Origin of the sequence: Streptomyces sp. SAI-127, from assembly GCF_029894425.1 — a bacterium.
Taxonomy (GTDB): Bacteria; Actinomycetota; Actinomycetes; order Streptomycetales; family Streptomycetaceae; genus Streptomyces.
On record NZ_JARXYJ010000001.1, the window covers coordinates 5,021,417 to 5,044,014 of the forward strand.

Here is a 22,598-nt window from a genome sequence, read left to right on the forward strand (position 1 = left end):
AGGTGGTGTCCGATGGCAGTCCCTCCCCCTACCCCCGCAGACAACCCCGGCCACGAGGAGCCCGCCCCGACCGGGCAGGGATCCCACACCAAGATGATGCTGGGCGCCGTGGCGATCATGGTGCTGGCCCTCGGACTGTTCGGCGGTCAGGACGAGTCGTCGTCCGACGCCCCTGTGCCGCCGCGGGCCGCACCCGTGTCCGCGTCGGCTCCGCCGCCCCGGCAGGCGGCCGGGCAACCGGCCGGCCGGCATCTGCCGCGATCGAGGCCCGTACGTCTGCTGATTCCGAAGATCTCGGTCGACGCCCCCTTCACGGACCTCGCCATCGGTCCCTCGGGCCGTCTCGAGCCGCCTCCCGCCCACGACGTCAACCTCGTCGGCTGGCATGCCAAGGGCGCCTCCCCGGGGGAGACGGGCACGGCGATCATCGCCGGGCATGTGGACACGGCGACGTCGGCGGCCGTCTTCGTTGATCTCGGAGAACTCGAGAAAGGGGACGTCTTCCACGTCGACCGGGCCGACGGGCGCAGAGCGTCCTTCCTGGTCGACAGCGTGGAGACGTTCGACAAGGGCCACTTCCCCAGTCGGCGCGTGTACGAGGACACGGCCGCGGCCCAGGTCCGGCTCATCACCTGCGCGGGCGATTACGACCGTACGGCCAGGGACTACACCGACAACCTCGTGGTCTTCGCCCACCTGCTCTGAGCCCGCCCCGCCCGGCCGCCGGGCCCGCCGGTCACCCCCACGGTGCATACGAGTCGCGCGCTCGCGGAGGCGGCCTGACGATCGAGGAACGCCGACGTCATCCCCCGTGACCGGCGTCCGTCCGCCTCTGTCCCCGAAGGAGTTGTACACAGGATGACCACCACGTCCGACCGTGTTTCGAAAGCGCCCGAGCAACAGGCCTCGCAGCGAGTCTCCCAGTCCGTGTTCGACGGCTCCAGGCTCCGTGTCGTCCTGTTGGTGGACGTCTACGACGGGGCCCAGCAGCAGTTCCTCGAGGCGTACGAGAGTCTGTGCAGCCAGGTCGCCTCCGTTCCCGGACATGTCAGCGACCAGCTGTGCCAGTCCATCGAGAACCCCTCCCAGTGGCTCATCACCAGTGAGTGGGAGAGCGCACCGCCGTTCCTCACCTGGGTGAACAGCGAGGAACACGTGCGGATGGTGGAGCCGCTGCACAGTTGCGTCCGGGACACCAGGTCGCTGCGCTTCCACATCGTCCGCGAGACCGGCGGCCCGGCGGTGCAGACCGGGCCCGGCAAACGCCGGCTCCAGGCGTCCCCCAGGATCGGTGACGGCCTGATCCGGCACGCGCTCACCTTCACGGTCAAGCCGGGCAGTGAGGACAAGGTCGCCAAGATCCTCGCCGGCTACACCTCACCGGAGCCGCGGGTCGACGACTCCACCCAGCTGTGCCGCACCTCTCTCTTCATGCACGGCAACCGGGTGGTCCGGGCCATCGAGGTGCGGGGCGACCTGCTCGCCGCGCTGCGCCACGTCGCCCGGCAGCCCGAGGTACGGGCCGTCGAGGAAGCCATCAACCCCTATCTCGAGCAGGACCGGGACCTCGACGACCCCGAGTCCGCCCGGCTCTTCTTCACCCGCGCGGCGCTGCCCGCCGTACACCATGTGACCACCGGTCAGGAGAGCCCGGAGGCGGAGCGGCACGCGCTGTACTACCCGGCCCGTGAAGGACGCGGTATGCAGCTGGCCGAGCTGCTCGCCCGGCAGGACGAGGCGGCGGCGGACGATCCGCGGGGACCGGTGCTGCGCAGCACGATCTTCCAGCGCGACGACGTCGTGATGCGGCTGGTCGACGTGCGCGGCGCCCTCGACAGCGACCCCGGCCCCGTGCTCGGTCTCACGGACCACGGCCGGGCGGCCGAGCTGACGGCACTGCTCGACGGCGAAGCCCTCGGACTTGACGCTCGGGCGCTGAAGGACAGCACCCCCGCCGACCTCCTCGCGGTCTCCCGCATGGATCTCGTCACCGACCGCCGCGCGCCCGGCGCCTGATTCGCCGGCCACCGGGCCGTGACCGGCGGCCACGCCCTCATGTCGAAGCAGCACATGTTCGGAGGAACGTCGTGATCAAACGTCATCCCGGAGTGGTGGATCTCAGCGAGGTCGAGCCCAACACCCGGCGCGGAGGCGATCTGCGCGCCATGCTCACCCCCACCACGGTCGGCTCCACCAGCGGTTTCATGGGCGTGGCCATCGTGCAGCCCGGCGACCGCATCGCCGAGCACTACCACCCGTACTCCGAGGAGTTCATCTACGTCGTCTGCGGACAGCTCGAGGTGGACCTGGACGGCGAGCCCCACCCGCTCCAACCCGAGCAGGGGCTCCTGATCCCGTCCCACATGCGGCACCGCTTCCGCAACGTCGGCAATGTGGAGGCCCGCATGGTCTTCCACCTCGGCCCGCTGGCCCCCAGCCCACCGCTCGGGCACGTCGACACCGAGGACGCCGACGGCGTGCCGATCCCGGCGGAGGCGGCCCACGCGGGTGCGGGCGGGCCGGCCGAACGATCCCGGCTGCGCTCATGAGGAGGCGCGTGGCGGTCACCGGCATAGGAATCGTCGCCCCGGGAGGCATCGGTGTCCCGGCGTTCTGGGATCTGCTGACCAGCGGTCGTACGGCGACCCGCGGCATCACGTTCTTCGACCCGTCCGGGCTGCGTTCGCAGATCGCCGCCGAGTGCGACTTCGACCCGGCGGCCCACGGACTGGACGCGGAACAGATCGCACGGAGCGACCGCTACCTCCAGTTCGCCCTGGTCGCCGGGGAGGAGGCGATAGCGGACTCCGGCCTCGACCTGGCCGGGGAGAACCCGTGGCGGGTCGGGGTCTCCCTGGGCACCGCGGTCGGCGGAACCACCCGGCTGGAACACGACTACGTCCTGGTCAGCGACCGCGGGCAGCACTGGGACGTGGACCACCGCAAGGCCGACCCGCACCTGCACCGGGCGTTCACGCCCAGCACCCTCGCCTCGGCGGTGGCGGAGCGGTTCGAGGCACGCGGGCCGGTGCAGACCGTCTCCACGGGCTGCACCTCGGGGCTCGACGCGGTCGGGTACGCCTTCCACACGATCGAGGAGGGCAGGGCCGACGTCTGCATCACCGGCGCCTCGGACTCGCCGATCTCACCGATCACCATGGCCTGCTTCGACGCGATCAAGGCCACTTCCCCGAGCAACGACGACCCCGCCCACGCCTCGCGCCCCTTCGACGCCCGCCGCAACGGGTTCGTCATGGGCGAGGGCGGCGCGGTGCTCGTCCTGGAGGAGCTGGAGCACGCCCGGGCCCGCGGTGCGCACGTGTACTGCGAGATAGGCGGCTACGCCACCTTCGGCAACGCCTACCACATGACCGGTCTGACCCGTGAGGGCCTGGAAATGGCCCGGGCCATCGAGGACGCCCTCGGCCAGGCCCGGCTCGACGCCACGGCGATCGACTACGTCAACGCGCACGGGTCGGGCACCCAGCAGAACGACCGGCACGAGACGGCAGCGGTCAAACGGGCTCTGGGCGCGCACGCCTACGACACGCCCATGAGCTCCATCAAATCCATGGTGGGTCATTCCCTCGGCGCGATCGGGGCGATCGAGGTCGTCGCCTGCACCCTGGCCCTGGCCCGCCAGGTCGTCCCGCCCACCGCGAACTACGAGACCCCGGACCCCGAGTGCGACCTGGACTACGTCCCGCGCGTCGCCCGCGAGCGCAAACTGCGCAGCGTGCTCTCCGTGGGCAGTGGGTTCGGCGGCTTCCAGTCCGCGGTGATCATGACCCTGCCGAGGGAGAGGACCGAATGAGCGCACCGCATCCCCGGCGCGCGGCCATCACCGGAATCGGCGTGGTCGCGCCCAACGGAAACAGCACCGAGGCCTTCTGGAAGGCCACCAGCGAGGGTGTCGTCGTCCTGGACCGGATCACCCGTGAGGGGTGCGAGCACCTGCCGCTGCGGGTGGCCGGCCAGATCCGGGACTTCGACCCGTCGGCGGCGATCGAGGAGCGCTACCTCGTCCAGACCGACCGGTTCACGCACTTCGCGATGGCAGCGGCCGACCTGGCACTGGATGACGCCGGGCTCACCCGGTCCGAAACCGACGCCGCGCCGTTCTCCGTGGGCGTGGTCACCGCTGCCGGATCCGGCGGCGGCGAGTTCGGGCAGCGCGAGCTGCAGCAACTGTGGGGCAAGGGAAGCCGCTTCGTCGGGCCGTACCAGTCCATCGCGTGGTTCTACGCCGCGAGCACCGGCCAGATCTCCATCCGGCGCGGCTTGAAGGGCCCCTGCGGGGTGGTCGCCGCCGACGAGGCCGGCGGTCTGGACGCCCTGGCGCATGCGGCGCGGGCCGTGCGGCGCGGCACCGACGTGATGGTGGCCGGCGCGACCGAGGCGCCGCTGGCCCCTTACTCGATGGTCTGCCAGCTCGGCTACGAGGAGCTGAGCACCGTCGCCGAACCGGACCGCGCCTACCGCCCGTTCACCACCGCGGCCTGCGGATTCGTGCCCGCCGAGGGCGGTGCCATGGTCGTCGTGGAGGCCGAGACCTCGGCCCGGGAACGCGGCGTGCCGGTGCGGGCCACCCTGGCGGGACACGCGGCGACGTTCACCGGCGCCTCCCGCTGGGACCAGTCCCGGGAGGGACTGGCCCAGGCGATCCGGGGCGCCCTGGACGAGGCCGGGTGCGCGCCCGAGGAGATCGACGTGGTCTTCGCCGACGCCCTCGGTGTCCCGGAGGCCGACCGTGCCGAGGCGCTGGCCATCGCGGACGCGCTGGGCCCGCACGGCACCCGCGTCCCCGTCACGGCGCCCAAGACCGCCATCGGCCGGGCCTGCGGCGCGGCGCCCGTGCTGGACGTCGCCGCCGCGGTGCTCGCGATGGAGCACGGGGTGATCCCACCCACCCCCAACGTCTTCGACATCTGCCACGACCTCGACCTCGTCACCGCCCGCGCGCGAGCCACCGAGATGCGCACGGCGCTGGTCCTCAGCCGAGGACTCATGGGGTCGAACGCGGCGCTGGTGCTACGGCGCGGTGCCGCGGACGCCTCGTAGCGGGGCGTCACACACACATCACCCAGCAAGGAGAGGAACCGCATGAGTGACCGAATCACCGTGGAAGAGCTGGCCGAGCTCATGAAGAAGGCCGCCGGGATCACCGTCGCCCCGGAGGAGCTCCAGCAGCGGCAGGAGTCCGGCTTCGACGCCTTCGGCCTCGACTCGCTCGGTCTGCTCGGCATCGTGGGCGAGCTGGAGAACCGGTACGGCACGCCGATGCCTCCCGACGCGGAGAAGAGCAAGAGCCCCCGGCAGTTCCTCGACCTCGTCAACAGCGCGCTTCTGGCGGGAGCCTGAGATGCCCGGACACACGCAGAACGACGTCACCATCGCGGCCCCGTTGGACCTGGTCTGGGACATGACCAACGACGTCGAGAGCTGGCCGCAGCTGTTCAGCGAGTACGCCTCCGCCGAGATCATCTCCCGGGAGGGCAACCGGACCACCTTCCGGCTGACCATGCACCCCGACCAGGACGGCAAGGTGTGGAGCTGGGTCTCGGAGCGGGAGCCGGACCGCGACACGCTCACCGTGCGGGCTCGCCGTGTCGAGACCGGGCCCTTCGCCTACATGAACATCGTGTGGCAGTACGAGAAGGTGCCGGAGGGCACCCGGATGGTGTGGACGCAGGACTTCGCGATGCGGCCTGACGCGCCGGTCGACGACGCCTGGATGACGGACAACATCAACCGGAACTCCAAGGTCCAGATGGCGCTGATCCGGGACCGCATCGAGCAGGCCGCCGGAGAACGCCGGCCCGTGTCGATGATGTCCGACTGAGCGGGACGGAGGACATGACGATGCATCAGTCCCTGATCGTCGCCCGGATGGCCCCGGAGTCGGCCCTGGACATCGCCAAGGTGTTCGAGGAGTCGGACCGGGGAGAACTGCCGCACCTCGTCGGGGTCGCCCGGCGCAGTCTCTTCCAGTTCGACGACGTGTACCTGCACCTCATCGAGTCCGAGCGGGACCCCGGGCCGGCCATCGCGAAGGCGGCCGGACACCCCGAGTTCCGGGACATCAGCGAACGGCTGGCGGCGTACGTCACCGCGTACGACCCGGCGACCTGGCGTTCACCGAAGGACGCGATGGCGCGGTGCTTCTACCGCTGGGAGCGGGACGCCGTCTCCTGAACCGCCGCGGACCTCCGCTCGCCGGGCACGCAGTGTTCGCGTGCCCGGCGAGCGTCGGTCAGGCGGGGATCGTGCAGTCGAACGCGTGCAGGTAAGGGTTGACCGGGCGGACGTCGTCGATGACCAGACCCGCCTCCGTCAGCCTGCCCGTCATGCTCTCGGTGGTGTGCTTGGCCCCTCCGACGTTCAGGAGCAGCAGCAGGTCCATGGCGGTGCTGAACCGCATCGACGGCGAGTTGTCGACGAGGTTCTCGATGACCACGACCCGCGCTCCCGGGCCGCCCGCCGCGATGACGTTGCGCAGGGCCCGGGTGGTGCTGTCGTCGTCCCACTCCAGGATGTTCTTGATGATGTACACGTCGGCCCGGACCGGAACGGCCTCGCGGCAGTCACCGGGCACCAGGCGCGTCCGGTCCGCGAGCGCCCCTCCCGCGCGCAGCCGTGGGTCGACGTTCTCCACCACGCGCGGCAGGTCGAGCAGGGTGCCGTGGAGCGCCGGATACTTCTCCAGCAGGCTCGCCACCACATGCCCCTGGCCACCCCCGATGTCGGCGACCGAGGTGCTCCCCGACAGGTCGAGGAACTCCGCCACGTCCCGCGCGGACTGCACGCTGGAGGTCGTCATGGCGCGGTTGAAGACGTCGGCCGATTCCGGGGCGTCCTCGTTGAGGTAGTGGAAGAACTCCTTGCCGTACAGATCCTGTACGACGTTACGGCCGGAGCGCACCGCCTCGTCCAGCATCGGCCAGGCGTCCCAGGTCCACGGCTCGGTGCACCACAGCGCGATGGCGCGCAGGCTGTTCGGGTCGTCCTCGCGCAGCAGCCGGGACATGTCGGTGTGCGCGAACGTCCCGTCGGGCCGCTCGGCGAAGACGCCGTAGCAGGACAGCGCACGCAACAGCCGGCGCAGCGTCTTCGGCTCGGTCTTCACCGCGGCCGCGAGGTCCTCCACGGCCAGCGGGGTGTCCTCGAGGGCGTCGGCGACCCCCAGCCGGGCGGCCGCGCGGACGGCGGCCGCACATGCCGCCCCGAACACGAGTTCCCTGAGCCGCATGGACGGCGGCGGGGCGGTCTGTGCGGTTGTCATGTGCCCTCTTCCTTCTTCGAGTTCATGAGTGGCCACGGCCGGTCAGCACAGTCCCGCGGGGCTGGACGCCCGGCAGGTGTTGCCTTCGAAGGTGTTGCTCTTGGCGGTGTCCGTGTTGACGAGGTCCGCCGGGGCGTTGCCCTCGAGCACGTTGTCGGCGATCCGGTTCCGCTCGCTCGAGGTGCCCACGAAGCTCTTGAACAGGACGATGCCGCCCGACAGCGGGGAGGCACCGACGTTGCCGGTGACGCGGTTGCCCGTCACCAGGGTGTCCTCGGCACCGGTCAGCACGATGCCGGAGCCCTGCAGCGCGTCCAGCCGTGCCGTCTTCGGGCAGGACTTGTTGTTTCTCGCGATGATGTTGTCGCGCACGGTCAGCGCGCCGGCCCTCGGCTTGTTCTCGTCGCCCACGACGAAGACGCCCGCGCAGTTTCCGGTGAGGTGGTTGCCCGCGACGGTGAGGTTCCTCAGGCGCCGGACGGTGATGCCGATCCGGTTGCCCTCCAGGCGGTTGCGTTCGACCACGGTTCCCCCGGTGTCCGCGGCGCCCGCCTCCTCCTTGATCGTGTTCGCGAGGAACAGGCCGGCGTCACCGTTGTCCCGGGCGGTGTTCTTCCGGAACACCCCGTGGACCGAACGCTCCTGGGCGATCCCCCACACGCCGTTCTTCACCGCGGTCACGTTCCGCACGGTCAGCCCGTCGGTCGCCATGGCGAACACGCCGCTCCCGGTGAAGCCGGTCACGGTGAGGGAGGCGATGGTGACGCCCTCGACGTCGTGGTCCTTCGTCCCGATCACGCAGATGCCGTTGCCGGCCTCGGCACACTTGCCCGTGGCCTTCTCCGTGTCCGGCTCGATGACGGTGCTGCGGCCCATGCCGGTCAGGGTGACCCCGGGGGTGCTCACCATGACGCTCTCGCGATAGGTGCCGGGGGCCAGGAGAACGGTGTCTCCCGGCTCGGCGGCGTCCACCGCTCGCTGGATCGACTGTCCGGGAAAGACCACGTGGGTCATCTGGTCGGCGGCGACGGGCGGGGCGGCCCCGAACACGGCCCCGATGATCGCCGCGGCGCATGCCAGGCGGGAGATATGAAATCTCATCATATTCGGCACGTTATGTCCTGAAAGGTCGTGAATGTGCCGGATGGGCCATCCGACGGCGTGTCACCGAGGTGACCCGGCGTGCGCCACAGCTTCCAGGTCCTCCGCACAAGATGTGACTTTCATCGTGCCGGGCGCACCGCCCGCTGCCGCCGGTGACGCCGGACATCTCCCGTTGTCGGAGGTCACGGGGCTGTGGACACCAACGCACGGCAGGAACGCCCGTGTACGCAGAGCAATATCTGTGCCCGTGGTGTGAGAAATAGACCCGGGGCCCGGCGAGTATTCCCAGGACCGGGGTGGGATGCAGAATTGACGAACCCGCAGGTCCGATCGCCGCGTGCTACTGTCGATCTCAGTTGCAGGTGTGGTTGCCAGAAGGTTCATTTCCGACGGGTTAATCAGCACGGCGACACGGAGGTTCACACAGGGTGAATTTCCGAAACCGCCTCCCGAAGGAGAAATGACATGGCTACTGGCACCGTGAAGTGGTTCAACGCGGAAAAGGGCTTCGGCTTCATCGAGCAGGACGGCGGCGGCCCCGACGTCTTCGCCCACTACTCGAACATCGCCGCCCAGGGCTTCCGCGAGCTGCAGGAAGGCCAGAAGGTGTCCTTCGACATCGCTCAGGGCCAGAAGGGCCCGACGGCCGAGAACATCGTTACCGCCTGACACCGGCAACGCCGCACATCATTCGCAGCTGGGGCCCGCACCTTGCGGTGCGGGCCCCAGCTCGCGGCATTTCAGGGCGCATCACACATCGCCTTCGGCTCGTTCTCGCGATTCTCTGCGCTGCTCATCCGCTGCGGGAATTCCTTGATACGCGCCGTATCAAGGAAGGTTTCGCATGAATCGCACACGTACAAATCCCACCCGTGGCCGCTCCTCCGGTCCGCGCCGTTCCAAGCCCCACGGCAATCGACAGGCCGTGTCGGGCGAGTTCGCGCCGCCCAGGACGATCACGCCCGGGCTGCCCCCCGTCGAGGCGTTCGCCGATCTGGCCATGCCCGCACGGCTGCTGGCCACGCTGGCCCAGGAAGGCGTGACCGTACCGTTCCCGATCCAGGCGGCGACCCTGCCGAACTCCCTGGCCGGCCGTGACGTCCTCGGCCGCGGCCGCACCGGCTCGGGCAAGACCCTCGCCTTCGGCCTCGCCGCACTGGCCCGTACGGCGGGACGCCGTGCCGAGCCGCGCCAGCCGCTCGCCCTCGTTCTCGTCCCCACCCGCGAGCTCGCCCAGCAGGTCACCGACGCGCTCACGCCCTACGCCCGCTCCGTGAGCCTGCGCCTCGCCACGGTCGTCGGCGGGATGTCCATCGGCAGGCAGGCCGGCGCGCTGCGCGCCGGGGCCGAGATGGTCGTCGCGACGCCCGGGCGCCTCAAGGACCTCATCGACCGGGGCGACTGCCGGCTGGACGCGGTGGACATCACGGTCCTCGACGAGGCCGACCAGATGGCCGACATGGGCTTCATGCCCCAGGTCACCGCGCTGCTCGACCAGGTGCGCCCCGGCGGGCAGCGCATGCTCTTCTCCGCCACCCTGGACCGCAACGTCGACCGGCTGGTGCGCAGCTACCTGCACGACCCCGTCGTCCACTCGGTCGACCCCTCCGCGGGCGCGGTCACGACGATGGAGCACCACGTCCTGCATGTGCACGACGCGGACAAGCACCGCACGACCACCGAGATCGCGGCACGAGACGGCCGCGTGATCATGTTCCTCGACACCAAGCACGCGGTGGACCGGCTGACCAAGCACCTGCTCAGCAGCGGCGTCCGCGCAGCGGCCCTGCACGGCGGCAAGTCGCAGCCGCAGCGCACCCGCACGCTGACGCAGTTCAAGTCCGGGCACGTCAACGTGCTGGTGGCGACCAACGTCGCGGCGCGGGGCATCCACGTCGACAATCTCGACCTGGTCGTCAACGTCGATCCGCCGACCGACCACAAGGACTACCTGCACCGCGGCGGCCGTACGGCCCGCGCCGGTGAGTCCGGCAGCGTCGTCACCCTGGTCACCCCGAACCAGCGCCGCGACATGACCCGTCTGATGGCTTCGGCGGGCATCACGCCGCAGATCGCCCAGGTGCGTTCGGGCGAGGCGGAGTTGAGCCGCATCACCGGTGCCCAGGCGCCGTCCGGTGTCCCGGTCGTCATCACCGCGCCGCAGGCGGAACGCCCCCGCGGCGCGTCCTCCTCGTCCTCTTCCCGGGGCCGCAGGGGCCGCCGGGGCCAGGCCGGCCAGGGCCGCCCCGCGGGCGAAGCGGCGCGCCGCAGTGCCCCGCGACGGACCGGCTTCGGCTCCGCCGCCTAGGGCGATCTCCCTCTCACCTCCCAGTGGGGCCCTGCCGACACACGTCGGCAGGGCCCCACTGTCGTATCGCCACGCGGCCCTCAGGATGTCTGCGTCACTCGAACGCCAAAATCTCCTCTTGCCAGAGTAGACATTGGCCGCTGGCGCGGTTACTGTTTTTCTCGTAGACACGGTCAAGCGAGACCCGCCAGACACGAACTGGCGGGGTTCGGAGCAAGGACGGAGGAGCAGACGCCATCAGGATCGCCCGGCCCGATTGCTCTCGGTCCGGGTACCGCAAGACCCCGGATTGGATGGTGGTCCCCGGTCACGCAGCCGCGATCCCCGCACCCCTCCCGTCATCGGGCCGGGTAGCGGAAACCGAAGGTCGGCGCAGCATGAGGGCCGACAGATGGTGTTGAATTCCCTTCGGGGCCCTGGTGCCGTACGGCACCAGGGCCCCTCGACGCGTTGTACAACGAGGTGACATGGCAGCAGATATCCCCCTGGGCGACCGCCTGGACGACGACGACTACCCCGCGTACACCATGGGCCGGGCCGCCGAGATGCTCGGCACCACGCCGGGTTTCCTCCGAGCCATCGGCGAGGCTCGTCTGATCACTCCGCTGCGCTCGGAGGGCGGACATCGCCGGTATTCCCGCTACCAGCTGCGGATCGCCGCCCGCGCCCGCGAGCTGGTCGACAAGGGAACCCCGATCGAGGCCGCGTGCCGCATCGTCATCCTCGAGGACCAGCTCGAGGAAGCTCAGCGCATCAACGCCGAGTACCGCCGCGCCGCGAACGCGTCGGCCGACAGCTCCGGGCCCGGTTCGGGCTGACCACACGGCGGTACGGCCCACGGCGCACCGCGGTTCAGACCGCGGCGATCCCTTCCATCCCCGACTCACCGAAGGCGGGCAGGCCCGTGGCCGTCGTCACCTTGGTGAGGGCGCCGTCGGTCTCGACGCGGAAGCCGTCGACGGTGCCGGAAGTGGCGTTCTGGACGTAGACGAACCTCTCGTCCTCGGTGACGGCGAGGTCGATCACCCCTTGCGACCTGCTGGACGGCGGGGTGGCGATGCCCACCTTGTCGGTCAGGGAGAGCTTGCCGTGTCCGTCCATGCGGTAGCCGGTGACGGTGGAGTTGCCGGTGTTGCCGCCGTAGAAGAAGTCGCCCGCCCGCTCCAGCCAGCACAGCACCTCCTGACCACTGGCCAGCGGTCGCTGAAGGACCTTCAGCCTGCCGTCCCGCCGGACCTGGTAGGTGGTGACCGTGGACTTCTCGGCCTCGGCGACCAGCATCCGCTTCCCGCTGCGGTCGAAGCTGATCGCGAACGGGACGCCACCGGCCGACTTGTTGACCACCGGTGCGGCGACGGCCGGGAGCCCGTTCCGCTTCATGGGAAACACCTCGACGGTGTTGCTGCCCTTGGTCGTGACCACCAGGTTCCGTCCGTCGGGGGTGAACTCGACCTCGCCCGGAGAGGTGTCGAAGCGCGGTATGTCCTTGTTGTTCAGACCCAGGGAGCGGTGGGAGCCGGGAAGCGGCTGAAGTCCGCCGCCGGTGATCCTGAAGCCCTGGACGCTGCCCGCGCCGCCCGCGTTCATGACGTACGCGATCCTGCCGTGCACCGCGATGCTCGACGGGAACCGCCCACCGGAGCTCACGACCTTCCGCTCCCCGAGCCGCTGTCCCTCGACCCGGAACGAGGTCACCGTGCCGCTGCCGGCGTTGACCGCCAGCAGCATCCCCGAGCGGTCGTCGTAGACGAGTGAGCCCTGGGAGGCGAGCGAGTCGGTGGGAGCGTCGACCTGGTCGCCGCCCTTGCCGCCGGTGGCGTAGTCCGCCGCGCGTTCGAGCTTGCCGTCGTCACCCCGCTTGAACACGTGGATGGTGTTGCCGTCCAGCTCGTTGCCCTGGACGAAGACGGCGTGATCGCCCCCGGCGGCCTTCCCGGAGTACTGACTGGCCGAGGCCAGGGACACGGCCACGGTGGCCGCCCCGGCGAGCGCGAGGGCACCACCGCCGATCACGATGCGCCGTGTCCTGGACTGCGCCCGGTGCCCCCTGCGTGTGCCGGAGGACCGGCTCGTGCGGCGGTGCTCGATGTGGCCGTTGTCCATGTCGCCGTGCCTGCCGGAGTCCATGCCCATGTCCGTTCCTCGGTGTCCGTGCGGTGTCGTCCGCGGCTGCGAACGACACCAGAGTGGCCAGCGGGAACGGTGTGCCCGTACGGAACGCGGTCCGCGTCAGACTCTCGTAAGAGATCCCGGCGGGTCCGCTCGTCTGGAACGACTACCTGGACAACGGCGGCGACCGCAGGGGGGCGACTGTCCGCTGGGCAGCAGCGAGTGGATCGAGCGGGTGGGCGGCTGATCCGGGCGTACGCGGCGGTTCACAGGAGTTCGGGCTGCGGCTGAGGCTGTCGCACCGGCACGGTCACCGGTTCCCACCGGACGACGGTCCTGACATAGCCGTAGATCACCGAGGCCATCGCCAGCAGGATGAGCGGTCCGGCCAGCCAGGGGTACTCGGCCATGCGCACCGGCAGGAAGCGATACGACACCAGGAGCGCGACGAAGACCGTCGCGCCGTAGGCGGTCAGCCGGAGCCCGGACCGGTCCCAGCCGCGGTCGAACGAGCGCACTCCCGCCTCGATGGTGAGGGTGAACACCACGCCGGCGACGAGGTCCACGCCGTAGTGGTAGCCGAAGCCCAGCGTGGCGCAGAGGGTGGCGATCAGCCAGAAGGTGCCCGCGTAGCGCAGCAGGCGTGGGCCCCTGCGGGAATGGAGGAAGATCGCGGTGGCCCAGGCCGTGTGCAGGCTGGGCATGCAGTTGCGGGGGGTGATCTCGTCGAACGGTATGGAGTGGGGGGCGGATATCGGCGGCGGTGTCTGCGGCCACAGGTTCGCCACCGCCCAGTGCCCGTCGCTCACTATCTGCGGCGACCACAGGGCTATCGACGCCCAGTGGTCGGTGCCGGTGCCGTAGGCGAAGACCGGGCCGACCACCGGGAAGATCATGTAGATGGCCGGTCCGAGCAGGCCGATCAGCAGGAAGGTGCGCACCAGGTGGTGGCGCGGGAAGCGGCGCTCCGCCGCCACGTTGCGCAGTTGGTACAGCGCGACGACCACCGCGGCCACCGCGAGCTGGCCGTAGATGGTGTCGAGGAAGTTGAAGCCGATCGCTCCGGTGGCCGTGACGATCCGGCCCATGATCCACGACGGGTTGCCCAGGGCGTGGTCGGCGTTCGCCAGATACGGATCCAGCACGTACGGCCGGCTCTTCGCGGTGATGAGGAGCCAGGTGTCACCGGTCTTGCGGCCGGCCACCAGCAGCAGGCCCAGCCCGACGCCCTTCAGCAGCAGGACACGTTTCCGGGCCGGTGCGGCGGGTGACGGCGAAGACCGCGCAGCCCAGGAGCACCCACAGCGCGCCGTTGCCGAAGGGGTGGCCGTGGGTCACCTTGACGTCGAAGATCCAGCGGGCCACCGCGAAGGCGAGGTCGATGCCGACCGCGGCACCCGTGACGACGAACCGTTGCCGCCAGGTGAGCACCACCATCATCAGGGCCAGGCCGGCGTACAGCATCGGGCCTGATTTGGGCGGGCATATCAGCTCTCGCGCCTGAGTGGTGAGCGGTCCCGGCAGACCGTAGTGACGCGCGGTGAACTCCAGCGCGACGAAGAACCCGAGGGCCACGACAGCCGCCACGGCCCAGAGTCTCGCCCGCGAATCAATCTGCGGTGGCATATGTATCAATTTCGGCCAATTTCACTAGATGCTCGTCAGAAAACCGCCCGCCCGACTGAGGAAGAGGGAAGGATCGCGGTCCGGGTTCCTGTGTCCCCCCTGAGAAGCCCGGCTCACCGAAGATGCAGGGTATGGCATGACGCCAACAATCGAACACCGGGTTGCGACGGTTTCGGAGGGGCGACGCCCACTCACCCGGGACGTCGGATCAGATCCGTGTCCTCAGGGCGGTGTCCGCGTCAGGAGATGGCCCGGAGTCCGCCGTGGGCCGGGCGGCGGAGGTCGTCGACGGTCTGGGCCGTCACCTCGTCCGCGGGGAGGAGGACGACCAACTGCTGTGCGTCCGCGGAGAGTTCGAGCGTCTCGCGGACCAGCCGGAGCTCGCGTCCGGAGGGGTGGTGGAGCCGCGGGTCCCCGCGCTGCGGACGTGCTGGTCAAGGCGCCGGGTGAGGTCGGGCAGGCCCAGATCCGCCAGCCGGGTGCTGTCCCGCTTGGCACGGATGAAATCCCCCAGAGGCGTCCCCGTGGCCCGAGCATAGGTGCTGCCCCACCCCCCGCGGAGAGCGCAGGGTGGCCCTGCGGGGGCCGGCGTCAACTACCCAGCGCTAAAGCGCCGGGCTTGCACAACGGGCATCACTGGCGGTGATGCTGGGTTTGCGTCCAGTCCCGCCCCGAGGTGTCCGGGGCGGGGCAGGGGCCGTTGACTGGGCCCCGCGTCGCCACAACTCCCACGCTCTGGCGCGGATGTTGCGGGAGCTGTTGCTGTCTGCGTGATCAACGAATCCGCAGCTCCGGCAGGCGAACCAGGCCTGGGAGATGCGGTTCGCCTTGTCGATGTGGCCGCATTCGGCGCAGGTGCGGGAGGTGTACGCCGGATCGACGTACACCACCGGCACCCCCGCGCGGCGGGCCTTGTACGCGATGAACTGCCCCAGCTGATGGAAGGCCCAGCCGGCGTGGGTGCAGTGGCACACACGGTCGTGTGCCCGCCCCTTGACCGGACCACAGACCCGGGCGTGAACACTGCGGGGTCCGATCGTGGCGGGCATGGAAAACGAGCACAAGCTGGTGGTTATCGTCGGAAGCGTCCGGGAGGGACGGTCTGGGCCGGTCGTGGCCTCATGGGTGGCCGAACAGGCCGCGGCGCACGGTGGTTTCGAGGTGGGGGTCGTCGATCTGACCGGGATCGACGTTCCGTTGTCACTGCCCGCGGTCTCGCCGAAGTACGCCGGGGACTACTACCCGCGGCCGGAAGCACGGACCGGCCCGCCACCGCATCCCCTGGTGCGTGCCTCCCGGCGGGCATGGGGACACCGAGGACAAGGAGGACACAGGGAGGCACCCGCGAGCACCCCCGCGGAAGATGCGTTGCGGATCACCCCACGTGTCGCGGCCGCTTCCCGAATCTTCAGCAGGTCGCAAAAGTCTGCCGCGACGGCGTCACATATGCGTGCACGCCGCCGTTAGGGTTGTGACCACCTGGGGACCGCATCGGTGCCGAGCCCGCCGGAGCCCCTGGACGCGCCCCCGAAACGAAGGTGCCATGCCCGCCGAGACCTCTCCCGCCGGCAATCTCGACGACGACGACTACCCCGCCTACACGATGGGGCGGGCCGCCGACCTCCTCGGCATCACCCCCGCCTTCCTCCGGGCCGTCGGTGAGGCGAAGCTGATCACGCCGCTGCGCTCGGAGGGCGGTCACCGCCGGTACTCCAAGGGCCAGTTGCGTATCGCCGCCCGGGCCCGTGAACTCGTCGACCAGGGCACCCCCGTCGAGGCCGCCTGCCGCATCATCACCCTGGAGGACCGGCTCGCCGAAGCCCTCCGCCTGAACGAGGAGACGGGTCGGCGACCGAACGAATAACTGTCACGGCCGCAACAGAATCATGGGCAGGGCGCAGCCAATTTTTCAGCCCGATCGCCACCAGAATTCGGGGCGACGTAGATCCGCCCACCTACGGTGTGTTACCGTGATAAAAGTTGCAGTTTTGGTTTCCGGAGAATTTCTATGAAGTTCCCCGGCGTCTTTCCGGTCTTCCGGAGGGGAGTCCATCGCGGCGACTCGGGGTCCGTACAGTGCGGGTCCCGGCACTGCCCCCTAGGGAGATTCAATATGGCATCTGGCACCGTGAAGTGGTTCAACGCGGAAAAGGGCTTCGGCTTCATCGAGCAGGACGGCGGCGGCGCCGACGTGTTCGCGCACTACTCGAACATCGCCACCTCCGGCTTCCGCGAGCTTCAGGAAGGCCAGAAGGTTACCTTCGACGTCACGCAGGGCCAGAAGGGCCCGCAGGCCGAGAACATCGTTCCCGCCTGACGCTGACGCGTATCTTCACGGCTGGGGCCCGCACTCTTGGGGTGCGGGCCCTGTCCCATTGTCCCGAAGAATCTGATTTCTTCGTTTCTCCTCGGCTCTTTCTTGCGAATTCTCGTGCGGTTTCGCCGCGCCCCGGAGGAATTCCTCGACACGTGCCGCACGCATCGAGGAAGGTTCCCCTCCCATGAACCGCACCCGTCGCACCGGGAACAACGGGAACAGCACGTCCCGTTTCCGCTCCTCCCGCGGCGCGAGCCACCAGCGCTCGCGTCCGGCCACCGCACCCGGCGGCGAGTTCACCCTCCCCACCACCGTCACCGAGGCGCTGCCCGCGGTGGAGGCGTTCGCCGACCTCGACCTGCCCGAGCATCTGCAGGCCGCGCTCCGCGCCGAGGGCGTGACCACGCCCTTCCCGATCCAGGCGGCGACCCTGCCGAACTCCCTGGCCGGCCGTGACGTCCTGGGCCGTGGCCGCACCGGTTCCGGCAAGACGCTCGCCTTCGGTCTGCCGCTGCTGGCCCGCCTGGACGGCCGGCGTGCCGAGCCCCGGCATCCGCTCGCCCTGGTCCTCGTACCGACCCGTGAACTGGCCCAGCAGGTCACCGACGCGCTCACCCCCTACGCGCGGGCGCTGCGCCTGCGCGCGGCGACCGTCGTCGGGGGCATGTCGATCGGCCGTCAGGCGTCCGCGCTGCGGGCCGGCGCCGAGCTCCTCGTGGCGACCCCCGGCCGGCTCAAGGACCTCATCGAGCGCGGCGACTGCAGCCTGAGCCAGGTGACGATGACCGTCCTGGACGAGGCCGACCAGATGACCGACATGGGCTTCATGCCTCAGGTCACCTACCTGCTCGACCAGGTCCGTCCCGACGGCCAGCGGATGCTGTTCTCGGCCACGCTCGACCGCAACATCGACCTGCTGGTGCGCCGCTATCTGCACGACCCGGTGGTCCACTCGGTCGATCCCTCCTCGGGCACCGTGACCACCATGGAGCACCATCTCCTGCACGTCCGCGACGACGACAAGCACGCCACCGCCACCGAGATCGCCGCCCGCGACGGCCGCGTGATCATGTTCCTGGACACCAAGCACGCGGCGGAGCGGCTGGCCAAGCACCTGCTGTCGGTGGGTGTGCGGGCCTCGGCGCTGCACGGCGGCAAGTCCCAGCCGCAGCGCACCCGCACCCTCGGCCAGTTCAAGGACGGCCAGGTGACGGTTCTGGTGGCCACCAACGTCGCGGCCCGCGGGATCCACGTCGACGACGTCGACCTCGTCGTCAACTTCGACCCGCCCGGCGACCACAAGGACTACCTGCACCGCGGCGGCCGTACGGCACGCGCCGGCGAGTCCGGCACCGTCGTCACCCTGGTCCTGCCGCACCAGCGGCGCGCGGTGGACCGTCTGATGTCCGACGCCGGCGTCTCCGCACAGATCACGCGGGTCCGTCCGGGCGAGGCCGAGCTGAACCGCATCACCGGCGCCCGCACCCCCTCCGGCGTGCCCGTCACCCTCCCCGTCCCGGCCGCCGCCGAGCAGCCCAAGCGCTCCGGGGCCGCGGCGCGGAGCCGGAGCGGCAGGCCCGGACGGGGCCGCCGCCGCTCCACCCCCACCAGCCGATAGCCGTACGACCCACGGACGGGGTCCGGTGGCCGCGCCACCGGCGTCCCCGTCGAGAAGGAGACGAACAGGGCCGCACCCTGGCCGTTCTCACCGTCACGTCCCGACCGCTCCCCGTGGAGGCACCATGCGCATCGTCATCGCACGTTTTCCCTTCGACCTGACCATGAGCGAGGTCGAGAGGTCGATGGAGGGCGTTCAGCCCGAACCCGCCACCGGCACGTGTGTGACCGTCGGCCGCCACGTCTATCCGGTCAAGCAGGTCGGACAGGTGATCACCCGTCAGGACCGCCGCGACTTCACCGCCAACGAGGTGAGCAGGGCCCTGACCCGGCTCGGCTTCACCTGCCACGAGGTGCAGCCGCCCCGCCCGGAGGCCTTCAACGACCCGTCGGCGTCCCTCCCCTGGGCCGACACCCCGCTGGGCTGACCCGCCGATCACCACGGCCGATCAGGCCTGGACCAGCGCACTCCGCGTGCCGAGATCACTCCGTTCCGTTTCGCAGCCCCGCCACCCCGTGCAAGACTGCGGCTCCGCACGGCAGAGCCGCCGTGTGCCTCCTGTCCTCGCGTGCCTCCTGTCATCGCTTGAGCGGGAAGCTGCGCGGCGGGACGCTGGGGGAATGGACCGCAGGGACAGCACACCCGGAGGCACCGTGGAGGGACGCGTACCCGACGACCTGGCGGTCGTCGTCGACGCGGGCGGCACGGTCACCGTGTGGAGCGCCGGGGCGCGGCAGCTGCTCGGATACGAGGCCGGGGAGGTCGTAGGACGTCCTGCGGCCGGACTCCTCGCGGCCGACCTGCCCGAGTCCGCGCGGCGCCATGTGGCCGTGGGCCGGCGCTGGGCCACCGAGGTGGCGCTGCGGCACCGGTACGGCGGCCGTGTCGTCGTACGGCTGATGGGGACACCGCTCGCGGACGGCGACGGCGCACGGCCGTGGCTGGTGACCGCCGCCGCCCCGGAGCATGTGGCCGGGCCCGTCGAACCGGACGCGGAGGCCCTGTGGGACCTCACGCTCGCGCAACTGCCCGTGCCGGTGGCGGTCTACGACCGTGAGGCCCGGCTGGTGTCGGCCAACGAGGTCATGACCCAGGTGATGGGCCGCAGCGTGGCCGAGATGCGCGGTCTGACCCTGTCGGAGATAGAGCCGAACCCGCCCTTCGACGAGTACGACCGCCTCCAGCGGCAGGTGCTGCGCACCGGTGAGCCGGTCTTCCACGAGAACTTCGGACAGTCGCCCGGCGAGGTCCGCAACCACGCCTGGTCGATGTTCCTCTCGCCGCTGAAGGACGAGAGCGGGGCGGTGCGGGGGGTGTCCGCGGCCGTCTTCGACACCACGGAGCAGTACTGGGCCCGCCGTCGCCTCGCCATCCTCAACGACGCCAGCCTCCGCATCGGCAGCACCCTGGACGTGACCCGGACCGCCGACGAGCTGGCCGAGGTGGCGGTGACGGGCTTCGCGGACTTCGTCACCGTGGACCTGCTGGAGTCGGTGGCGCTCGGCGAGGAACCGGAACCCGTTCCGCCGAACCAGCCGGTCACCCTGCGCCGTACGTCCCAGCGGTCGGTCCTCGACGGCTGCCCCGAGTCGGTGGTCCCGACCGGCGCGACGACGTTCTACCCGGTGGACACACCCCCGATGCGGGCCCTGGTCGCCGGCCGCGGCACCCTGACGGCGGCCGGGGACCCCGGGATGCAGAGGTGGATCGAGTCCTCCCGGGGCCGTGCCGAGGCCGTGGCCAGGCACATGATCCACTCGGTGATGATGGTGCCGCTGCGCGCCCGCGGGGTCACCCTGGGCCTGGTGCACTTCCTGCGGCACCGTACGGCGGAGTCCTTCAGCGAGGACGACCTGCTGCTCGCGGAGGAGATCGTCGCGCGGGCCGCGGTGAGCGTGGACAACGCCCGCCGCTACACCCACGAACGCCGCACCGCGCTCACCCTCCAGCGCAGCCTCCTCCCCGACCGCCCGCCGGACCTGGCCGCCATGCAGGTGGCGTACCGCTATCTCCCGGCGGGCTCCGGCGCGGACGTCGGCGGGGACTGGTTCGACGTCATCCCGTTGTCCGGCGCCCGGGTCGCCCTGGTCGTGGGCGACGTGGTGGGCCACGGCATCCACGCCTCGGCGACGATGGGCCGCCTGCGCACGGCCGTACGGACACTCGCGGACGTGGACCTCGCCCCCGACGAACTCCTCACCCAGCTCGACGACCTGGTCGTCAGGCTCGACCGGGAGGAAGGGCCGCAGACCGGCGGGCGGGCGGAGGCCGCGACGCCGGGCGAGGTGGGGGCCACCTGCCTGTACGCGGTCTACGACCCGGTTTCCCGCCGCTGCACGATGGCCCGCGCCGGCCACCCGCCACCGGCCGTGGTCACCCCCGACGGCGAGGTCCGCTTCCTGAACCTCCCGACCGGCCCCCCGCTCGGCCTGGGCGGTCTGCCGTTCGAGTCCGTCGAGGTGGAACTGGCGGAGGGCAGCCTGCTCGCCCTCTACACCGACGGCCTGGTCGAGGCGGCCGACCGCGACATCGAGGACGGCCTGGACCTGCTGCGCGGGGCGCTCGCCGACAAGGCGGGCCCTCTGGAGGAGACCTGCGACCAGGTCCTGCGGACGGTCCTGCCGGCCCGCCCCGCCGACGACATCGTCCTGATGCTGGCCCGCACGTCGGCCCTGGACAGCTCGAAGGTCCGCACCTGGCAGCTCCCGCGCGACCCGGCGGCGGTGGCGCGGGCACGGAAGTCGGCGAGCGAGCAGGTGACGGCGTGGGGGCTGGACGACGCGGCCTTCGCGACGGAACTGATCGTCAGCGAGCTGGTCACCAACGCCGTCCGCTACGGCGACGACCCGGTCGTCCTACGGCTGATCCGGGACTCGGCGCTGATCTGCGAGGTGTCCGACGGCAGCAGTACGGCTCCGCATCTGCGGCGGGCGAGGGTGTTCGACGAGGGTGGGCGGGGGCTGCTGCTGGTCGCGCAGATGGCGGAGCGGTGGGGGAGCCGGCAGACGGCCACGGGGAAGACGATCTGGGCGGAGCTGGGGTTACCGGGCGATTAGGTTGCCCGGGTTGCCCTATGTGCGCGGGACGGCAAACGGAACGGTGAATTCACCCGCCTGTGCGACCATGCGCCCGTGAACGCACCTTCCAGCCCTTCCTCAGGCAGACCCCCCACGGTGCCCGCCCCCAAGTCCTCTGGTTTCGCGGCGGAGTTCAAGGACGCTGTGACGCTCAGGGCCTTCGGCCTCGTACTCGGCGGCCTGCTGGTCCAACTGGCCTTCGTCGTCTCGTACGTAGGCGCCTTCCACTCCCCCACGCCCCAACGGATCCCGGTGGCCGTGGTGGCCCCCCAACAGGCGTCCGCGAAGATCGTCGCCCAGCTGAACGCCCTGGACGGCGACCCGGTGAAGGCGACGGCCGCTTCCAGTACGGCTGTTGCCCGCGAGTGGGTCCTGACCCGCCGTACGGACGCAGCCTTCCTCTTCAACGCGACGGGCACCGACGACACTCTGCTCGTCGCCTCGGCGGGCGGCCCGTCGGTCTCCCAGACGGCGGCCCAGATCGCCCAGAGGATCGAGGCGTCGGAGAAACGCCGGATCACGGTGACGGACATCCGTCCCCCCAACTCCGGTGACGGCCGCGGCATGACGTCCTTCTACCTGGTCCTGGGCTGGGTGATCGGCGGCTACCTCACCGCGACGATCATGGGCATGGCGTCCGGCTCCCGCCCGGCGAACCGCCCCCGCACCCTGATCCGCCTCGCGGTCCTGATCCCGTACGCGGTGGTGTCGGGCGTGGCCGGAGCGGTGATCGTGGGGCCGGTGTTCGACGCGCTGGGCGGCCACTTCTGGGCACTGAGCGCGATCGGAGCCCTCACGGTGATGGCCTCGGCGGCGACGGCGCTGGGGTTGCAGACCCTGCTGGGCCTGCTGGGCACGGGAGTCGTCGTCCTGTTGTTCGTGGTCCTCGGCAACCCGAGCTCGGGCGGCGTCTATCCGGCCCCCCTGCTCCCCGACTTCTGGAGCGCGATCGGCCAGGCACTGCCGCCGGGGGCGGGGACGACGCTGGTCCGCAACACGGTGTACTTCTCCGGGCATGCGACGAGTTCGGCGCTGTGGGTGCTGGGGGCGTACGCGGTGGGGGGAGCGGTGCTGGCGTGGGGGGCGTCCTGGTGGCGGGAAGGCCGGGGGGCCGACTCGGGGACGGGGGCGTCGGCGGCTGTCTGAGTGGAGCCCTG

General features: G+C 70.6%; 20 protein-coding genes and 4 pseudogenes. 18 read left to right on the plus strand and 6 right to left on the minus strand.

The features are described 5' to 3' along the window. The first annotated feature begins 12 nt into the window (after nt 1-12). The 8 genes from M2157_RS22955 (at nt 13) to M2157_RS22990 (ending at nt 6,195) form a co-directional block, all read left to right on the plus strand. Nucleotides 13-705 carry a class F sortase gene (locus M2157_RS22955; RefSeq protein WP_280866096.1) on the plus strand — a complete coding sequence of 231 codons (693 nt, stop codon included), beginning with the start codon at nt 13-15 and terminating at the stop codon, nt 703-705. 153 nt (nt 706-858) lie between these two features. After that, nucleotides 859-2,016 (plus strand): SchA/CurD-like domain-containing protein, encoded by a 1,158-nt coding sequence (locus M2157_RS22960; protein WP_280866097.1) that lies wholly within the window; start codon nt 859-861, stop codon nt 2,014-2,016. Nucleotides 2,017-2,087: 71 nt separating this feature from the next. Next, a complete protein-coding gene (locus M2157_RS22965; protein ID WP_280863535.1) occupies nt 2,088-2,549 on the plus strand; it encodes a cupin domain-containing protein in 462 nt (153 codons plus the stop codon). Further along, complete coding sequence (locus M2157_RS22970) at nt 2,546-3,814, plus strand: beta-ketoacyl-[acyl-carrier-protein] synthase family protein (protein ID WP_280863536.1); 1,269 nt, start codon at nt 2,546-2,548, stop codon at nt 3,812-3,814. Before M2157_RS22965 ends, M2157_RS22970 begins: the two co-directional genes overlap by 4 nt. Further along, a complete protein-coding gene (locus M2157_RS22975; protein ID WP_280863537.1) occupies nt 3,811-5,061 on the plus strand; it encodes a ketosynthase chain-length factor in 1,251 nt (416 codons plus the stop codon). The genes M2157_RS22970 and M2157_RS22975 overlap by 4 nt, the downstream gene beginning before the upstream one ends. Before the next feature lie 42 nt (nt 5,062-5,103). After that, a complete protein-coding gene (locus M2157_RS22980; protein WP_280863538.1) occupies nt 5,104-5,361 on the plus strand; it encodes an acyl carrier protein in 258 nt (85 codons plus the stop codon). Nucleotide 5,362: 1 nt separating this feature from the next. Beyond that, nucleotides 5,363-5,842, plus strand: a complete 480-nt coding sequence (locus M2157_RS22985; RefSeq protein ID WP_062040616.1) for an SRPBCC family protein — start codon at nt 5,363-5,365, stop codon at nt 5,840-5,842. A gap of 20 nt (nt 5,843-5,862) precedes the next feature. After that, nucleotides 5,863-6,195: a TcmI family type II polyketide cyclase gene (locus M2157_RS22990; protein WP_280863859.1), complete on the plus strand. Its 333-nt coding sequence runs from the start codon at nt 5,863-5,865 to the stop codon at nt 6,193-6,195. A gap of 58 nt (nt 6,196-6,253) precedes the next feature. On the opposite strand, the gene M2157_RS22995 is transcribed toward M2157_RS22990, so the two are convergent. After that, on the minus strand, nt 6,254-7,282 hold the full coding sequence (locus M2157_RS22995; RefSeq protein ID WP_280863539.1) for a methyltransferase: 1,029 nt from the start codon (nt 7,280-7,282) through the stop codon (nt 6,254-6,256). Nucleotides 7,283-7,324: 42 nt separating this feature from the next. Then, nucleotides 7,325-8,386, minus strand: coding sequence for a right-handed parallel beta-helix repeat-containing protein (locus M2157_RS23000; protein WP_280863540.1), 1,062 nt, complete (start codon nt 8,384-8,386; stop codon nt 7,325-7,327). Between the two features lie 465 nt (nt 8,387-8,851). Here M2157_RS23000 and M2157_RS23005 point away from each other — a divergent pair, with 465 nt between their 5' ends. From M2157_RS23005 to M2157_RS23015, 3 genes are all read left to right on the plus strand, one after another. Further along, a complete protein-coding gene (locus M2157_RS23005) occupies nt 8,852-9,055 on the plus strand; it encodes a cold-shock protein (protein WP_020113641.1) in 204 nt (67 codons plus the stop codon). 175 nt (nt 9,056-9,230) lie between these two features. Then, entirely contained in the window at nt 9,231-10,694 is a 1,464-nt protein-coding gene (locus tag M2157_RS23010) for a DEAD/DEAH box helicase (protein ID WP_280863541.1), read from the plus strand. 467 nt (nt 10,695-11,161) lie between these two features. Further along, nucleotides 11,162-11,512 carry a MerR family transcriptional regulator gene (locus M2157_RS23015; RefSeq protein ID WP_280863542.1) on the plus strand — a complete coding sequence of 117 codons (351 nt, stop codon included), beginning with the start codon at nt 11,162-11,164 and terminating at the stop codon, nt 11,510-11,512. Between the two features lie 34 nt (nt 11,513-11,546). Here the strand turns inward: M2157_RS23015 and M2157_RS23020 are convergent, their stop codons facing one another. From M2157_RS23020 to M2157_RS23040, 4 genes and pseudogenes are all read right to left on the minus strand, one after another. Beyond that, the gene (locus tag M2157_RS23020; RefSeq protein ID WP_280863543.1) at nt 11,547-12,827 is read right to left on the minus strand and encodes a beta-propeller fold lactonase family protein; all 1,281 of its coding nucleotides are present in this window, start codon (nt 12,825-12,827) and stop codon (nt 11,547-11,549) included. A gap of 242 nt (nt 12,828-13,069) precedes the next feature. Next, a pseudogene (locus M2157_RS23025) lies at nt 13,070-14,429 on the minus strand (phosphatase PAP2 family protein). Nucleotides 14,430-14,668: 239 nt separating this feature from the next. Further along, nucleotides 14,669-14,886: pseudogene (locus tag M2157_RS23035) on the minus strand (transcriptional regulator); the annotation flags it as partial. A gap of 148 nt (nt 14,887-15,034) precedes the next feature. Continuing rightward, nucleotides 15,035-15,382, minus strand: a pseudogene (locus tag M2157_RS23040) (transposase); the annotation flags it as partial. A gap of 94 nt (nt 15,383-15,476) precedes the next feature. On the opposite strand from M2157_RS23040, the pseudogene M2157_RS23045 reads away from it, so the two are divergent. From M2157_RS23045 to M2157_RS23075, 7 genes and pseudogenes are all read left to right on the plus strand, one after another. Next, nucleotides 15,477-15,680 (plus strand): annotated as a pseudogene (locus M2157_RS23045) (NAD(P)H-dependent oxidoreductase); the annotation flags it as partial. Nucleotides 15,681-15,972: 292 nt separating this feature from the next. Continuing rightward, nucleotides 15,973-16,293, plus strand: a complete 321-nt coding sequence (locus M2157_RS23050) for a MerR family transcriptional regulator (protein ID WP_280863545.1) — start codon at nt 15,973-15,975, stop codon at nt 16,291-16,293. Between the two features lie 249 nt (nt 16,294-16,542). Continuing rightward, entirely contained in the window at nt 16,543-16,746 is a 204-nt protein-coding gene (locus M2157_RS23055; protein WP_007383480.1) for a cold-shock protein, read from the plus strand. Between the two features lie 184 nt (nt 16,747-16,930). Next, on the plus strand, nt 16,931-18,364 hold the full coding sequence (locus M2157_RS23060; protein WP_280863546.1) for a DEAD/DEAH box helicase: 1,434 nt from the start codon (nt 16,931-16,933) through the stop codon (nt 18,362-18,364). A 124-nt stretch (nt 18,365-18,488) separates the two neighbouring features. Continuing rightward, on the plus strand, nt 18,489-18,791 hold the full coding sequence (locus M2157_RS23065; RefSeq protein ID WP_069759392.1) for an SCO5918 family protein: 303 nt from the start codon (nt 18,489-18,491) through the stop codon (nt 18,789-18,791). A gap of 193 nt (nt 18,792-18,984) precedes the next feature. Next, nucleotides 18,985-21,420, plus strand: coding sequence for a SpoIIE family protein phosphatase (locus M2157_RS23070; RefSeq protein WP_280866100.1), 2,436 nt, complete (start codon nt 18,985-18,987; stop codon nt 21,418-21,420). 117 nt (nt 21,421-21,537) lie between these two features. Beyond that, entirely contained in the window at nt 21,538-22,587 is a 1,050-nt protein-coding gene (locus M2157_RS23075; protein WP_280863547.1) for a DUF3533 domain-containing protein, read from the plus strand. Nucleotides 22,588-22,598: the final 11 nt, after the last annotated feature.

Excerpts from the sequence above, each read along its gene's own strand:
- M2157_RS22980 (WP_280863538.1), top strand. The coding sequence starts at position 5,104 with ATGAGTGACCGAATCACCGTGGAAGAGCTGGCCGAGCTCATGAAGAAG.
- M2157_RS23070 (WP_280866100.1), top strand. The coding sequence starts at position 18,985 with ATGGACCGCAGGGACAGCACACCCGGAGGCACCGTGGAGGGACGCGTA.
- M2157_RS23065 (WP_069759392.1), top strand. The coding sequence starts at position 18,489 with ATGCGCATCGTCATCGCACGTTTTCCCTTCGACCTGACCATGAGCGAG.
- M2157_RS23055 (WP_007383480.1), top strand. The coding sequence starts at position 16,543 with ATGGCATCTGGCACCGTGAAGTGGTTCAACGCGGAAAAGGGCTTCGGC.
- M2157_RS22955 (WP_280866096.1), top strand. The coding sequence starts at position 13 with ATGGCAGTCCCTCCCCCTACCCCCGCAGACAACCCCGGCCACGAGGAG.
- M2157_RS23015 (WP_280863542.1), top strand. The coding sequence starts at position 11,162 with ATGGCAGCAGATATCCCCCTGGGCGACCGCCTGGACGACGACGACTAC.
- M2157_RS22985 (WP_062040616.1), top strand. The coding sequence starts at position 5,363 with ATGCCCGGACACACGCAGAACGACGTCACCATCGCGGCCCCGTTGGAC.
- M2157_RS23005 (WP_020113641.1), top strand. The coding sequence starts at position 8,852 with ATGGCTACTGGCACCGTGAAGTGGTTCAACGCGGAAAAGGGCTTCGGC.
- M2157_RS23020 (WP_280863543.1), bottom strand. The coding sequence starts at position 12,827 with ATGGGCATGGACTCCGGCAGGCACGGCGACATGGACAACGGCCACATC.
- M2157_RS23050 (WP_280863545.1), top strand. The coding sequence starts at position 15,973 with ATGCCCGCCGAGACCTCTCCCGCCGGCAATCTCGACGACGACGACTAC.
- M2157_RS23060 (WP_280863546.1), top strand. The coding sequence starts at position 16,931 with ATGAACCGCACCCGTCGCACCGGGAACAACGGGAACAGCACGTCCCGT.
- M2157_RS23000 (WP_280863540.1), bottom strand. The coding sequence starts at position 8,386 with ATGATGAGATTTCATATCTCCCGCCTGGCATGCGCCGCGGCGATCATC.
- M2157_RS22990 (WP_280863859.1), top strand. The coding sequence starts at position 5,863 with ATGCATCAGTCCCTGATCGTCGCCCGGATGGCCCCGGAGTCGGCCCTG.
- M2157_RS22995 (WP_280863539.1), bottom strand. The coding sequence starts at position 7,282 with ATGACAACCGCACAGACCGCCCCGCCGCCGTCCATGCGGCTCAGGGAA.
- M2157_RS22975 (WP_280863537.1), top strand. The coding sequence starts at position 3,811 with ATGAGCGCACCGCATCCCCGGCGCGCGGCCATCACCGGAATCGGCGTG.
- M2157_RS22960 (WP_280866097.1), top strand. The coding sequence starts at position 859 with ATGACCACCACGTCCGACCGTGTTTCGAAAGCGCCCGAGCAACAGGCC.
- M2157_RS22970 (WP_280863536.1), top strand. The coding sequence starts at position 2,546 with ATGAGGAGGCGCGTGGCGGTCACCGGCATAGGAATCGTCGCCCCGGGA.
- M2157_RS23010 (WP_280863541.1), top strand. The coding sequence starts at position 9,231 with ATGAATCGCACACGTACAAATCCCACCCGTGGCCGCTCCTCCGGTCCG.